This window comes from Rhizobium pisi (assembly GCF_003938655.1).
In the GTDB taxonomy this organism is placed as follows: domain Bacteria; phylum Pseudomonadota; class Alphaproteobacteria; order Rhizobiales; family Rhizobiaceae; genus Rhizobium; species Rhizobium pisi.
Genome location: NZ_RJJT01000013.1, coordinates 83468 through 96533 on the forward strand (window position 1 = coordinate 83468; position 13066 = coordinate 96533).

Here is a 13066-nt window from a genome sequence, read left to right on the forward strand (position 1 = left end):
CGTGCCGGCCGGAACTGTCCGGCGCGCCACCCGCTTCAATTCTCGATGGTGAACTGCACCCGGTCGGCCGCGAAGCGGCTGATCGAATATTGCACCGGCACGCCGTCGAGATCGGTATTCATCGCCTTGGCGATCAGCAGGATCGCGCCGGGGGTGAGTTCCAGATCGGTCAGGTCGGCCGTGTTTGCATGGGCGGCCGTCACCTCGGTCGTCGCTCTTATATAGTCCGACAGGCCGAGTTCAGCGAAAGCCTTGGTGATCGATTCGTGCTTGCGATAGGCCTCGCCAATCCCCGCGAAACGGCCGGCGGGAAACCAGCTCGTCGCCTTTGACACCGGCCGCTTGTCGGCATGGCGCAATGTTTCCAGCCGGATCACTTCCTCCCCCTGCCTCAGGCCCAGCCAGCGAGCGACCTCGGCGCTCGCCTCCTCGTTCGCCTCATCGAGCAGAAGGCTGCGCATCTCACGCGCCTGATCGCCGATGCCGGCGGTGAACCGTGTACGCCGGGTGATCGGGAAATTCAGCCGCTCCTTGCGCTCGATCAGCGTGCCGCGACCTTGTACCGCACGCACGATCCCCTCTTGCGCCAGTGCCGCCAAAGCGCTGCGCACCGTATGCCGGTTGACGCCGAATTGCAGCGCCAGGACCGTTTCCGGCGGCACCATTCCCGTTTCGTCATAGGCTCCGCTGCTGATCGCCTCGCGAATGCGATCGGCGATCTGGCGCCAGAGCGCCACGCCGGTCTGTCTTTGTACCTGCTTCAATCCCGCCATGCAGCCCTACCCTGCCATTTTACCCTCACGATGTCACACGCTTGTCACGACATCAATTTAAGGCTAGGTATAGCTTGTATGGTTGTCTATATCAATAGACATTTTAAGGAAAGCGGCGATGATATCAGCGGACAGGAAAGACGCTGCGTCACAGACGGCATCCGGGCGCAAACGCGCCGCCGATCTGCTGGCGCGGGCGGAACGGAGCGAACTCTCGGCGGTCTGGGATGCATTGCCGGAAAAGCCCACGGCACATCCGGTGCGCGGGCCGGAGACCGGGCTGGTAATGGTGCGCGGCCGCATCGGCGGCGGCGGAGCGCCCTTCAATCTCGGTGAAGTGACGGTGACGCGCGCCACGGTCCGGCTCGAGTCCGGCTCCATCGGCCATGCGCAGGCGCTTGGTACGGATCGTGAAAAGGCGCGGCTTGCGGCGATCTTCGACGCGCTCTGGCAGGAGGAAGCGACGAGGGATTTCGTCGAGCAGGCGCTGCTTTCGCCGATCGCCGAACGGATCGCCGCCGCCGATCGCCGCAAGGCGGACGAGACGGCAGCGACCCGGGTCGATTTCTTCACGATGGTGCGGGGAGACAACTGATGGCTCTCAAGACAGAAGCCCTGACCGGCGGCTTTGGCGAGCCGGTCTTCCATGCCCAGAGTGTCTTCAAGATGCTGATGGACGGCATGGCTCGCCCCGGTACGATCCAGACGGTCCAGCCCGATGTCACCCCGCCGGCGCCGCTCGGCATCGCCGCAGGCGCGATCGCACTGACGCTTTGCGACCACGACACACCGGTCTGGCTTGCCTCCGGGCTGGCGAAATCCGGCGTAGCGGAATGGCTCGGCTTCCATACCGGCGCGCCGTCGACGGCTGAAAAGGCCGAGGCCCGCTTTGCCTTCATCGAGGCCGGCACAGCGCTTTGCTCTTTCGGCCTGTTTGCGTCAGGCACGCAAGAATATCCCGACCGCTCGACGACCGTCGTCATGGAGCTCGCCGAACTCGAAGGCGGGCGCAGGCTGGCGCTGATGGGGCCTGGCATTCAGAGCGTGACGGAAATGGCGCCGATCGGCCTGCCGGACACTTTCCTCAGGCTCTGGACCGAGAACCGCGCGCTGTTTCCGCGCGGCGTCGACATCGTGCTGACATCGGGCAAACGTTTCCTCTGCCTGCCGCGCACCACCAAGATCACAGCAACGGAGATCTGAGCTCATGTATGTTGCCGTCAAGGGTGGCGAGGCCGCCATCGCCAATGCCCACCGCCTGCTTGCCGACCGCCGCCGCGGCGACCGTTCGCTGTCCGCGATCGGCATCGAACAGATCGTCGCGCAGCTGGCGCTCGCCGTCGACCGCGTCATGGCCGAGGCCTCGCTTTTCGACCGCACACTCGCAGCCCTCGCCGTGCGCCAATCGCGCGGCGATATGATCGAGGCGATCTTCCTCTTGCGCGCCTATCGCACGACGCTGCCGCGCTTCGGCTATTCGAAGCCGCTCGACACGGCTGCTATGACGATCGAACGCCGCATCTCGGCGACGTACAAGGATCTGCCGGGCGGCCAGCTTCTCGGGCCCACCTTCGACTATACGCACCGCTTGCTCGATCCCTCGCTGCTTTCGGACGAGGCCGTAGAGGAGCCGGCACAGCGTCCGGCCGAGACCGGCCGCGTCATGCGCGTCTCCGAAATCCTCGGCGAGGAAGGCCTTATCGAGGCTGACGGCGACATGCCCGAAGATCACGAGATCGGCGACCTGACCCGCGAGCCGATGGAATTCCCGATGACCCGGGATCTCCGCCTGCAGGCGCTTGCCCGCGGCGACGAGGGCTTCCTGCTGGCGCTCGGTTATTCCACCCAGCGCGGCTATGGCCGCAACCACCCTTTCACCGGCGAAATCCGCATCGGCGAAGTCGAGGTGGAATTCGATGTGCCGGAACTCGGTTTCGCCGTCTCGCTCGGCGTAATCCAGATCACCGAATGCCAGATGGTCAACCAGTTCAAGGGGTCCGCCAAGGCGCCGCCGCAATTCACCCGCGGCTACGGCCTGGTGTTCGGCCAGAGCGAACGCAAGGCGATGGCGATGTCGCTGGTTGATCGCGCGCTCCGCGCCGAGGAGCTCGGCGAGGATATCACCGCGCCGGCACAGGACGAGGAATTCGTCATTTCCCATTCCGACAACGTCCAGGCGACGGGCTTCGTCGAGCACCTGAAGCTTCCGCATTATGTGGACTTCCAGGCCGAACTCGATCTCGTCCGCCGCATGCGCCGCGAATTCGAAGCTGCCCGCAACGGCGGCGAAGACATGAAGGAAGCAGCCGAATGACCGATCTCGCCAGCTACAACTTCGCCTATCTCGACGAACAGACCAAGCGGATGATCCGCCGCGCCATCCTGAAAGCGATCGCCATTCCGGGCTACCAGGTGCCCTTCGCCTCGCGCGAAATGCCGATGCCCTACGGCTGGGGCACCGGCGGCGTGCAGGTGACCGCCTCGATCATCGGACCTGATGACGTGCTCAAGGTCATCGACCAAGGCGCCGACGACACGACCAACGCCGTTTCCATCCGCGCTTTCTTCCAGAAGGTCGCCAACGTCGCGGTGACGACCCACACCAGCGATGCAACGATCATCCAGACGCGCCACCGCATTCCGGAAGAAAAGCTCGGAGCCGGCCAGGTGCTGGTCTACCAGGTGCCCATCCCCGAGCCGCTGCGCTTCCTCGAGCCGCGCGAGACCGAGACGCGCAAGATGCATGCGCTGGAGGAATACGGCCTCATGCATGTGAAGCTCTATGAGGACATCGCCCATAACGGCCGCATCTCCAGGACCTACGCTTATCCGGTGAAAGTCCACGGCCGCTATGTCATGGATCCGTCGCCGACGCCGAAATTCGACAATCCGAAGATGCACATGTCGGACGCGCTGCAGCTCTTCGGCGCCGGCCGCGAGAAGCGCATCTACGCGGTTCCGCCCTATACCGACGTCGTCAGCCTGGATTTCGAGGACTACCCCTTCGACATCCAGCGCTTCGACAAGCCCTGCGCCCTTTGCGGTGCGGAGGATGTCTATCTCGACGAGGTGATCCTCGACGACAAGGGCGGGCGCATGTTCGTCTGCTCCGACACTGATCATTGCGAAGACCGCCGCGCGCACGGCCACGCGGGCGAGATGCTGGCCCGGGAGGCTGCAGAATGAGCGATATCCCACTTCTCAAAGTCCATGACGTTTCGAAATTCTACGGCAACCGCATCGGCTGCCGCGACGTCTCCTTCGAGCTCTGGCCCGGCGAAGTGCTGGCCATCGTCGGCGAATCCGGCTCCGGCAAGACGACGCTGCTCAACTGCCTCTCGACCCGGCTGCTGCCGAGCACCGGCAGCGTCGAATATCACATGCGCGATGGCAGCTACCGCGACCTCTACCGCATGAACGAGGCCGAGCGGCGCTTCCTGATGCGCACGGACTGGGGCTTCGTGCACCAGAACTCGGCCGACGGCCTGCGGATGGCTGTTTCGGCCGGCGCCAATGTCGGCGAAAGGCTGATGGCGATCGGCGACCGGCACTACGGCAAGATCCGCGCCTCGGCGATCGACTGGCTCGAACGCGTCGAGATCGACGCCGGCCGCATCGACGACCAGCCGCGCGCCTTTTCCGGCGGCATGCGCCAGCGCCTGCAGATCGCCCGCAACCTCGTCACCGGCCCTCGCCTCGTCTTCATGGATGAACCCACAGGCGGCCTCGACGTTTCGGTGCAGGCGCGCCTGCTCGATCTCGTGCGCGGCCTCGTCAACGATCTCGGTCTTTCGGCCATCATCGTCACCCACGATCTTGCCGTCGCCCGCCTGCTCTCGCACCGCATGATGGTGATGAAGGACGGCTACGTCATCGAACACGGGCTCACCGACCGCGTGCTCGACGATCCGCACGAACCCTACACGCAGCTGCTCGTCTCCTCGATCCTGCAGGTCTGAGCAATTCAAAGTGTTACAGCGTCCTTTGCGCGTCTTTTCAGACGCGCGGCGCTGTAGGTCCGAAACCTAGAAAGAAGAAATCATGGCAACGCCCCTCGTCGTTTCCGAAGTCTCGAAGAGCTTCACCATGCACCTGCGCGACGGCATCAAGCTGCCGGTCGTCTCCGATGTCGCCTTCTCGGTCGCATCGGCCGAATGCGTCGTGCTCGGCGGCCCCTCGGGCATCGGCAAGAGCTCACTGCTCAAGATGATCTACGGCAATTACGCCGTCGACACCGGCCAAATCCTCATCCGCCATGATGGGCGCATCGTCGATCTCGCCTCTGCCGATCCGCGCACCGTGCTCAACGTCCGTCGCGATACGCTCGGCTATGTCAGCCAGTTCCTGCGCACGGTGCCGCGCGTGGCGGCGATCGACGTGGTTGCCGAGCCGCTGGTCGCGCGCGGCGAGGAGACCGCCGTGGCACGAGAAAAGGCGGGCGCCCTGCTCGCCAAACTGAACCTGCCGGAGGCGCTCTGGCAGCTTCCGCCCGCCACCTTCTCAGGCGGCGAGCAACAGCGCGTCAACATCGCCCGCGGCTTCATCACCGATCACACGATCCTGCTGCTCGATGAACCCACTGCCTCGCTCGATGCGAGGAATCGTACCGTCGTCGTCGGCATGATCGCGGAAAAGAAGCAGGCGGGTGTCGCACTTCTCGGCATCTTCCACGATGAGGAGGTGCGTGAAGCCGTCGCCGACCGCATCCTCGACGTCCAGCAGTTCTCGCCGAGAAAGATCGCCGCATGAGCCGCAAGCTGGGCATTGAGCCCTATGTCCACGAGACGGCATCCGTCAGCGATTCCACCTTCGGACGCTATACGGAGGTCTCCGAACGCTGCCGCATCAGCGAGGCCACGTTCGGCGACTATTCCTACATCATGCAGGACGGCTCGGTCTGGTGCGCGACGATCGGCAAGTTCGTCAACATCGCCGCCGCGGTGCGCATCAACGCCACCAACCATCCGACCTGGCGCGCGACGCTGCATCATTTCACCTATCGCGCCGCCGATTACTGGCCGGACGGCGACATGGAGACCGAATTCTTCGAATGGCGGCGCTCCAACCGCGTGACGATCGGCAACGACGTCTGGATCGGCCATGGGGCGACCATCCTGCCCGGCGTCAGCGTCGGCAACGGCGCGGTGATCGGGGCCGGCGCCGTCGTGTCCAAGGACGTTGCGCCCTACACGATCGTCGGCGGCGTTCCGGCCAAACTCATCCGCGAGCGCTTTCCGAAAGAGATCGGCGAACGGATGGACAGGCTTGCCTGGTGGGACTGGGAGCACGAGCGGCTGCGCCTGGCGCTAGCCGATTTCCGCAACCTGAGCGCGGAAGATTTCCTGTCCCGCTACGGTGGCTAAACCCCCGATATAGGGGCGGAGAATTGTGACAAGACTTACACAAATATGACACGCGAGCTTCATCAAGCGGGACTAATGCGATGCTGATCAAGGCCTGGATCGCAAGGAAAAAGCATGATGTTCGAGCTGAAGAATGTCACCCGTCGTTTCGGAAAAAAGCTCGCCGTCGATTCCGTCACGCTCGACATTCCTCAGGGCCAGATGGTCGGCATCATCGGCCGCTCCGGCGCCGGCAAGTCGACGCTGCTGCGCATGATCAACCGCCTTCAGGAGCCGAGCTCCGGCTCCATTCATTTCGCCGGCGTCGAGGTCTCCGGGCTTCGCGGCCGGGCGCTGCGCAACTGGCAGCGCGATTGCGCGATGATCTTCCAGCAGTTCAACCTGGTACCGCGCCTCGACGTTCTCACCAATGTCATGCTCGGCCGCCTCAATCACCGCTCAACGCTCCTGAGCCTGCTTAACATCTTCACCCGCGAGGAGCGCGTGCATGCCATCGCGGCGCTCGAACGCCTCGGCATCGAGCAGACGGCGCTGCAGCCGGCCGGCACGCTGTCCGGCGGCCAGCAGCAGCGCGTAGCGATCGCCCGCGCGCTGATGCAGAACCCGAAAATGGTGCTCGCCGACGAACCGATCGCCTCGCTTGACCCGCTGAACGCGAAGATCGTCATGGATGCGCTGCGCGATATCAACGAGCGCGAGGGCATCACCGTCATCACCAACCTCCACACGCTCGATACCGCCCGCAATTATTGTGAGCGCATCGTCGGCATGGCCGGAGGCCGCGTCGTCTTCGACGGCAAGCCCTCGGAGCTGACGGCCGAAGCGGTGAAGGAAATCTACGGGACAGACAAGGACGGCGCCGGCATCGACGAAACGATGACCTCGACGTCAACCAATATCGCTCCCGAACGTGCAGACAATCAAACCGCCGGCGCCCAACCGCTGGCGCTAGCCGGTCTCTGAGCGAGGCGGCCGCGATCGAGCGCCCGCGTCAAGGGCACACTTCTTCGTAACGGAAGGCCGGGGATACCGGTCAATAGGAGAGAACTCATGTTGAAGAAAGCACTCTTTGCGGCAACGGCGCTCTTCGCGCTCGCCGGCGCCGCCAATGCTGCAGACCTCAAGGAATTCCGCATCGGCATCCTCGGCGGCGAAAACGAAACCGACCGCCTGCGCAACTATGCCTGCCTTGCCGACCACCTGAAGCAGGAATTTGGCTTCGGGAAGGTTTCGCTCTTCCCGGCCGCCGATTATGACGGCGTTATCCAGGGCCTGCTCGGCGGCACGCTCGACTTCGCCGAACTCGGCGCTTCCGGCTACGCAGCTGTCTACATCAAGGATCCGAAGGCTGTCACGCCGATCCTGACGACGCAGCAGAAGGACGGCTCGACGGGCTACCACTCGATCGGCCTCGCTCTGAAGTCCTCCGGCATCAAGACCATCCTGGACGCCAAGGGCAAGAAGCTCGGCTACGCCGATCCGGACTCGACCTCGGGCTACCTCGTTCCGCTGACGCAGATCCCGAAGGATACGGGCATGCCGAACGACAAGTTCTTCGCTTCGACGCAGTTCAACGGCGGCCACGAGAACAACCTTCTCGCCGCCTATGACGGCAAGGTCGACGTTGCCGTCGACGATAGCTCGGGCATCGGCAATTTCAAGGACGGCTATACCTCCGGTACCTTCCGCAAGGAAGTCGACAAGGGCGCCGTCGACCCGAACAAGCTGGTTGAAGTATGGCGTTCGCCGCTGATCCCGAACGGCCCGCTCGTCGTTCGCAACGCTCTCGGCGAAGAGTGGCAGACGAAGCTTGCAGCCTTCTTCACGGCTCTGCCGGAGAAGGATCACAAGTGCTTCGCAGCTATCGAAGGCGGCGATTTCAAGGGCTACTCGCCGGTCAAGCACGACTTCTACAACACTGTCGTTGAAGTCCGTAAAGCTGCCATCGGCGGCTGATCGGCCTTTTGAATGCGGGGCGGCCGGAAACGGCCGCCCTTTATCTTTGACCGGTCGGGGCGTCCATGACTATTGCCGATACACAGCCGCACATGCAGAGCACTGAGGAGATCGGCTCCGCCTGGGACCGGATGGTCGCCAAGCGCCGCTTCTACACCGTGCTTGGCCTGGTTATCCTCATTGCGGCTTTTGTGAGCTCCGTCCGCTTCGCCGACGAAAGCAATGCCGGCCATTTCTTCGACCGCCTGCCGCATCTCTTCGATTTCCTCAGCTGGCTCATCCCCAAGGATTGGAACGACGTCTGGCGCGCGCTGTTCGACATAGCGAGCGTGAACGACAAGGGCGGCGAGGAATTCAATTTCGACAAGGGCCGCGTCTATGTCTGGGGCGCCTTCTACATTCCCGAATATTTCGAGCTGATGATCGTGACGATCAACGTGGCGCTGATCTCGACGATCATCGCCTTCGTCTTTGCCCTTCCCTTGAGCTTCTTTGCCGCGCGCAACCTGACGAGTTCCTGGCCGCTGCGCGTCTTCACCAAGCGCCTGATGGAATTTTTGCGCGCCTTCCCCGAAATCGTCATCGCCGGACTGTTCTCGGCGATCCTGTCGATCGGACCGGTCGCCGCCATCATCGCTATTACCCTGCACACGATCGGCGCGCTCGGCAAACTCTTCTACGAGGTGGCCGAGAATATCGACATGAAGCCGCATGAAGGCATGAAGGCCGTCGGCGCCAACTGGTGGGAGCGCGTGCGCTTCGCCGCACTGCCGCAGGTGCTGCCGAATTTCACCTCCTATGCGCTGCTGCGCCTGGAGATCAACGTGCGCGCCTCAACCATCATCGGCGCCGTCGGCGGCGGCGGCATCGGCGAGGAACTGAAGCTTTCGATCTCGCGCGGTTTCGGCGCCAAGACGATGGCGCTCGTTCTCCTGCTCTTCGTGACGATCGTCGCCGTCGACCAGTTCTCCGCATGGCTGCGCCGCCGCCTGGTCGGCGAGCAGGCTTTCCTTCTGCAACATTGAGGCTGCCATGACGGTGATCGACGCAAACCGTATGAACGAGATCGAAGCGCGCTATCCGGAATATTTCCACCGGTCGTTCCGCCAGCGTTTCGGCGGGTTGATGATCGTGATCGCTACGCTCCTCTACGGCTTCTACGCCGTCTGGTTCTTCGACCTGCCCAAGCTCTTTGCCGAAGCCCATTGGGAGCGCGTCGGCATCTATCTCAGCCAATGGGTGAGCTACGACGTCCAACCGGAATTCCGCATCGAGGACGACGGCACGATACAGACCCGCTACCCCCGCTTCTCGCCGCTCGGCGACAATCCGCACCCGGATTGGCTGGTCAACAATCCCGACGGCAGCATCACCGTTTCCATCAGCGGGACCGGCCGTGCGGTTACCGTTTCGAAGAGTGAGACGATCGTGACCGCGCATGGCGTCAGCGTTCCCGTCGACGTTTCGAGCGGCGCGCCGAAAGTCGTCGGGCCGGTGCCCGGCTGGATGACGGTCTATGACGACAATGTGCTCGCGGATCTCGGCTTTGCCGGCGACGTCAGCATTTCCGTCGACCGCGTGAAGATCCGCAAGCGTTTCATCGGCTGGGCGAATTTCATCTTCGACACGCAATCGTCCTTTTTCGACAAGCCGGCCGGCGAGGTAATCAGCCTCATCGTTTCCGGCCCGCGCATCAAGCCCGACCAGTCCAACCTGTCGCTCGCCTTTGACGACATCTGGAACAACAGCGAATGGCAGCACGGCGACGTCTGGACCAAGCTTTTCCAGACGATCGTCATGGCGTTCCTGGGAACACTGCTCGGCGCGATCGCCGCCTTCCCGCTCGCCTTCATGGCAGCGCGCAACATCACGCCGAACCGCTTCCTGAACCAGATCCTGAAGCGCTTCTTCGATTTCCTGCGCTCGGTCGACATGCTGATCTGGGCGCTGTTCCTGACGCGCGCCTTCGGTCCCGGCCCGCTTGCCGGCAGCGGCGCGATCTTCCTTACCGAGACAGGCACACTCGGCAAGCTCTATTCCGAAGGGCTCGAAAACATCGACAACAAGCCGCGCGAAGGCATCAAATCGACCGGCGCGCAGACCGTGCTCGTCCATCGTTACGGCATTATGCCGCAGATCGTTCCGGTCATCGTCAGCCAGACGCTCTATCAATGGGAATCCAACGTGCGCGGCGCGACCATCATCGGCGCCGTCGGTGCGGGCGGCATCGGCCTCAAGCTATGGGAGGCCATGCGCACCAACGCCAATTGGGAAAACGTCGCCTACATGGTCATTCTGATCCTGATCGTCGTCTTCCTTTTCGACGCCGCCTCGAATGCGCTGCGCCACCGGTTGATGGGCACGAAGGCACACTGATCCGCTGTCAAAAGGCGATGGTGGCGCTGGCGTCATCATCATTCTGTCACGGAAATCTTTTAGCCGGGAACCTGCTTGCGGTTCGCCGCCAAATCACTGCACATTGCGCTCCCCGTTTCGACGATCCCCAGGATAAAAGCCTTGCGCTACGCTCTCTATTTTTCGCCGCCGAAGGATGATCCCCTTGTCGGCGCGGCCTCGCTTTGGCTCGGCCGCGATGCCTTCACCGGCGAGACTTATCCTGCACCGGACCATGAGAAGCTCAACGCAGCGGAGCAGTTCGAACTGACCGCCGACCCGCGCCGCTACGGTTTTCACGCCACGATCAAGGCGCCGTTTTCGCTCGCAACTTCCGTCACCGAGAAAGATCTCATGACAGTTGCCGAGGATTTTGCCGCCCGTACGCCAGCCTTCGAGATTCCCGAGCTCGTTCTCGGCCAGCTCGGCCGTTTTTTTGCCCTCGTTCCCGGTTCTCTTCATCAACCTCTTCAGGATTTCGCCGCGAAGGTGGTAAAGTCTTTCGAGCCGTTCCGTGCGGCGCTTTCCGAGGCCGATATCGTGCGGCGCAGCCCGGAGAAGCTCAGCGACAGCCAGCGCGCCAATCTGCAGCGCTGGGGTTATCCTTACGTCATGGAGGATTTCGGCTTTCACATGACGCTGAGCGGCCAGGTGCCAGCAGAGCGAGCCGACGTCATGAAGGCGGTCCTGACCGAGCGTTTTGCCGATTTCACCGGCCGGCCGCTTTTGATTTCCGGCCTTGCCGTCTTCACCGAGGAGGCGCGCGGCGCCCCGTTCAAAGTTCATTCCTGGCTGCCGCTTGCCGGCGCCAAAAGCTGAAAGATCTGACGACATGAGCAAAGAGACCGTGTTTTCCAACGCCCGCATCGTTCTCGAGGATGACATCCTCTCGGGATCGATCCTCATTCGCGATGGCAAGATTGCAGACATCTCCGAGGGCAATTCGATAGCCGGCGAAGATTTTGAAGGCGACTACGTCATTCCCGGTCTCGTGGAACTGCATACCGACCATCTCGAGGGCCACTACCAGCCACGTCCCGGGATTCGCTGGAACAAGACGGCGGCAGTCCAGGCGCACGACGCCCAGATCGTCACCTCAGGCATCACCACGGTCTTCGACTGCCTGCGCATGGGCGCAGACGAGGACGGCGGCTTCGAACATGGCGAGATGCGCGAAATGGCCGACGCCATCCAGTCGGCGGAGAAGGAAGGAAGGCTGCGCGCCGAGCACCTGCTCCACCTGCGCTGCGAGGTCTCGGCGGACAATGTTCTCGAACATTTCGCCGATTTCGAAAACGACCGGCATGTCCGGCTCGTCTCGCTGATGGATCATGCGCCCGGCCAGCGGCAATTCCAGACGATGGATCAATATATCTTCTACTACCAGAAGAAGCGGGGCCTGAGCGACGAGGTCTTCGCTCGTTTCGTCGCCAAGCGGCAGGCGGAATCGGCACGCAATTCGACGCCACACCGTAACGCCATCGCCAAGGTCTGCGCCGAGCGCGGCATCACGGTCGCAAGCCACGACGACGCGACGCTTTCCCATGTCGACGAGGCGATCGACAACGGCGTGCGCCTTGCCGAATTCCCGACCAGTTTCGACGCCGCCCGGGCATCGCACGAGCATGGTATGAGCGTGCTGATGGGCGCGCCGAACATCGTGCGCGGCAAATCCCATTCCGGCAATATCGCCGCGCGCGATCTCGCCGAGATGGGCGTGCTCGACGTGCTTTCCTCCGACTACGTGCCGCTCAGCCTGCTGCATGCGCCCTTCATTCTCGCCGACGAAGTCGAGAGCATCACGCTGCCGAAGGCGATCGCCATGGTGACGTCGACGCCCGCCCGCACCGTCAGCCTCGATGATCGCGGGCGGATCGCGACAGGGCTGCGGGCCGATCTCGTCCGCGTTCATCGTTCGCACGGCGTGCCGGTGACACGCTCCGTCTGGCGCCAAGGACGCCGTGTCGCATGACGCCGCACGAACCCCATGCCGCAGCCGGGGCTGAGCGCGGCATCATGGTCGTCGTTGTCGGGCCGAGCGGCGCCGGCAAGGACACGCTCATGAACCTCGCCGCCCGGCGCTTTGCCGGCCGTGAAAACGTTCATTTCACCCGCCGTGTAATTACCCGCCACCGTGACGCCGGCGGCGAAGACCATCTTTCCGTCTCCCTCCAAGGGTTTGCCGCCATGGAGCAGTCGGGCTCCTTCGCCGTCTGGTGGGAAGCACACGGCCTCAAATACGGCATTCCGGCCGAGGTCTCGGTGGCGCTGTCGAGAGGCCATATCGTCGTCGCCAACGGCTCGCGCTCGGCGCTCCACCGTTTCCAGGCGGCCTTCCCGCGCCTCAAGGTCATCAATGTCACCGCCCGCCCCGAAGTGCTCGCCGGCCGGCTGGAGGCGCGCGGGCGCGAGACGCATGAGGATATCATGGCCAGGCTCGCCCGCGGACCGCTGACGGTTCGCGGCGAATACGACGTGACGGATCTCGACAATAGCGGCTCGCTCGAAGAGGCCGAACAGAAGATGATCAAGATCCTGGACGGGCTGCTGGCGGAGGTGCGCTGACCACGATCGAGAGGC

15 protein-coding genes are annotated in these 13066 nt (G+C 63.2%); 14 read left to right on the forward strand and 1 reads right to left on the reverse strand.

All coding sequences use genetic code 11. The annotated features are described in order from the left end of the window. Positions 1-35: 35 nt before the first annotated feature. Positions 36-773, reverse strand: a complete 738-nt coding sequence (phnF, locus tag EFD55_RS19420) for a phosphonate metabolism transcriptional regulator PhnF (RefSeq protein WP_125846667.1) — start codon at positions 771-773, stop codon at positions 36-38. A gap of 118 nt (positions 774-891) precedes the next feature. Between phnF and phnG the strand changes: the two genes are divergently transcribed. The 14 genes from phnG (at position 892) to phnN (ending at position 13051) form a co-directional block, all read left to right on the forward strand. Further along, positions 892-1368 (forward strand): phosphonate C-P lyase system protein PhnG, encoded by a 477-nt coding sequence (gene phnG, locus EFD55_RS19425; RefSeq protein ID WP_125846668.1) that lies wholly within the window; start codon positions 892-894, stop codon positions 1366-1368. Then, positions 1368-1976: a phosphonate C-P lyase system protein PhnH gene (phnH, locus tag EFD55_RS19430; protein WP_125846669.1), complete on the forward strand. Its 609-nt coding sequence runs from the start codon at positions 1368-1370 to the stop codon at positions 1974-1976. Before phnG ends, phnH begins: the two co-directional genes overlap by 1 nt. Before the next feature lie 4 nt (positions 1977-1980). Continuing rightward, complete coding sequence (locus EFD55_RS19435) at positions 1981-3087, forward strand: carbon-phosphorus lyase complex subunit (protein ID WP_125846670.1); 1107 nt, start codon at positions 1981-1983, stop codon at positions 3085-3087. Next, positions 3084-3959: an alpha-D-ribose 1-methylphosphonate 5-phosphate C-P-lyase PhnJ gene (locus EFD55_RS19440; protein WP_125846671.1), complete on the forward strand. Its 876-nt coding sequence runs from the start codon at positions 3084-3086 to the stop codon at positions 3957-3959. The genes EFD55_RS19435 and EFD55_RS19440 overlap by 4 nt, the downstream gene beginning before the upstream one ends. Continuing rightward, a complete protein-coding gene (gene phnK, locus EFD55_RS19445) occupies positions 3956-4732 on the forward strand; it encodes a phosphonate C-P lyase system protein PhnK (RefSeq protein WP_125846672.1) in 777 nt (258 codons plus the stop codon). The genes EFD55_RS19440 and phnK overlap by 4 nt, the downstream gene beginning before the upstream one ends. Before the next feature lie 82 nt (positions 4733-4814). Further along, the gene (phnL, locus tag EFD55_RS19450; RefSeq protein WP_125846673.1) at positions 4815-5522 is read left to right on the forward strand and encodes a phosphonate C-P lyase system protein PhnL; all 708 of its coding nucleotides are present in this window, start codon (positions 4815-4817) and stop codon (positions 5520-5522) included. Beyond that, positions 5519-6136, forward strand: a complete 618-nt coding sequence (locus EFD55_RS19455; protein ID WP_125846674.1) for a DapH/DapD/GlmU-related protein — start codon at positions 5519-5521, stop codon at positions 6134-6136. Before phnL ends, EFD55_RS19455 begins: the two co-directional genes overlap by 4 nt. Before the next feature lie 117 nt (positions 6137-6253). Next, positions 6254-7099, forward strand: coding sequence for a phosphonate ABC transporter ATP-binding protein (gene phnC / locus EFD55_RS19460; RefSeq protein ID WP_125846773.1), 846 nt, complete (start codon positions 6254-6256; stop codon positions 7097-7099). Between the two features lie 87 nt (positions 7100-7186). Further along, positions 7187-8092 (forward strand): phosphonate ABC transporter substrate-binding protein, encoded by a 906-nt coding sequence (gene phnD, locus EFD55_RS19465; RefSeq protein ID WP_125846675.1) that lies wholly within the window; start codon positions 7187-7189, stop codon positions 8090-8092. 65 nt (positions 8093-8157) lie between these two features. Further along, positions 8158-9117 (forward strand): phosphonate ABC transporter, permease protein PhnE, encoded by a 960-nt coding sequence (phnE, locus tag EFD55_RS19470; protein WP_125846676.1) that lies wholly within the window; start codon positions 8158-8160, stop codon positions 9115-9117. A 7-nt stretch (positions 9118-9124) separates the two neighbouring features. After that, positions 9125-10468, forward strand: a complete 1344-nt coding sequence (gene phnE / locus EFD55_RS19475; RefSeq protein ID WP_125846677.1) for a phosphonate ABC transporter, permease protein PhnE — start codon at positions 9125-9127, stop codon at positions 10466-10468. A 141-nt stretch (positions 10469-10609) separates the two neighbouring features. Continuing rightward, on the forward strand, positions 10610-11305 hold the full coding sequence (locus EFD55_RS19480) for a DUF1045 domain-containing protein (protein ID WP_125846678.1): 696 nt from the start codon (positions 10610-10612) through the stop codon (positions 11303-11305). Positions 11306-11318: 13 nt separating this feature from the next. Beyond that, the gene (locus EFD55_RS19485) at positions 11319-12458 is read left to right on the forward strand and encodes an alpha-D-ribose 1-methylphosphonate 5-triphosphate diphosphatase (protein WP_125846679.1); all 1140 of its coding nucleotides are present in this window, start codon (positions 11319-11321) and stop codon (positions 12456-12458) included. Then, positions 12455-13051 (forward strand): phosphonate metabolism protein/1,5-bisphosphokinase (PRPP-forming) PhnN, encoded by a 597-nt coding sequence (phnN, locus tag EFD55_RS19490; protein ID WP_125846680.1) that lies wholly within the window; start codon positions 12455-12457, stop codon positions 13049-13051. The genes EFD55_RS19485 and phnN overlap by 4 nt, the downstream gene beginning before the upstream one ends. Positions 13052-13066 lie beyond the last annotated feature (15 nt).

Excerpts from the sequence above, each read along its gene's own strand:
- phnH (WP_125846669.1), top strand. The coding sequence starts at position 1,368 with ATGGCTCTCAAGACAGAAGCCCTGACCGGCGGCTTTGGCGAGCCGGTC.
- phnE (WP_125846676.1), top strand. The coding sequence starts at position 8,158 with ATGACTATTGCCGATACACAGCCGCACATGCAGAGCACTGAGGAGATC.
- EFD55_RS19440 (WP_125846671.1), top strand. The coding sequence starts at position 3,084 with ATGACCGATCTCGCCAGCTACAACTTCGCCTATCTCGACGAACAGACC.
- phnC (WP_125846773.1), top strand. The coding sequence starts at position 6,254 with ATGTTCGAGCTGAAGAATGTCACCCGTCGTTTCGGAAAAAAGCTCGCC.
- EFD55_RS19435 (WP_125846670.1), top strand. The coding sequence starts at position 1,981 with ATGTATGTTGCCGTCAAGGGTGGCGAGGCCGCCATCGCCAATGCCCAC.
- phnL (WP_125846673.1), top strand. The coding sequence starts at position 4,815 with ATGGCAACGCCCCTCGTCGTTTCCGAAGTCTCGAAGAGCTTCACCATG.
- phnK (WP_125846672.1), top strand. The coding sequence starts at position 3,956 with ATGAGCGATATCCCACTTCTCAAAGTCCATGACGTTTCGAAATTCTAC.
- phnF (WP_125846667.1), bottom strand. The coding sequence starts at position 773 with ATGGCGGGATTGAAGCAGGTACAAAGACAGACCGGCGTGGCGCTCTGG.
- EFD55_RS19455 (WP_125846674.1), top strand. The coding sequence starts at position 5,519 with ATGAGCCGCAAGCTGGGCATTGAGCCCTATGTCCACGAGACGGCATCC.
- phnD (WP_125846675.1), top strand. The coding sequence starts at position 7,187 with ATGTTGAAGAAAGCACTCTTTGCGGCAACGGCGCTCTTCGCGCTCGCC.
- phnG (WP_125846668.1), top strand. The coding sequence starts at position 892 with ATGATATCAGCGGACAGGAAAGACGCTGCGTCACAGACGGCATCCGGG.
- EFD55_RS19485 (WP_125846679.1), top strand. The coding sequence starts at position 11,319 with ATGAGCAAAGAGACCGTGTTTTCCAACGCCCGCATCGTTCTCGAGGAT.
- phnE (WP_125846677.1), top strand. The coding sequence starts at position 9,125 with ATGACGGTGATCGACGCAAACCGTATGAACGAGATCGAAGCGCGCTAT.
- phnN (WP_125846680.1), top strand. The coding sequence starts at position 12,455 with ATGACGCCGCACGAACCCCATGCCGCAGCCGGGGCTGAGCGCGGCATC.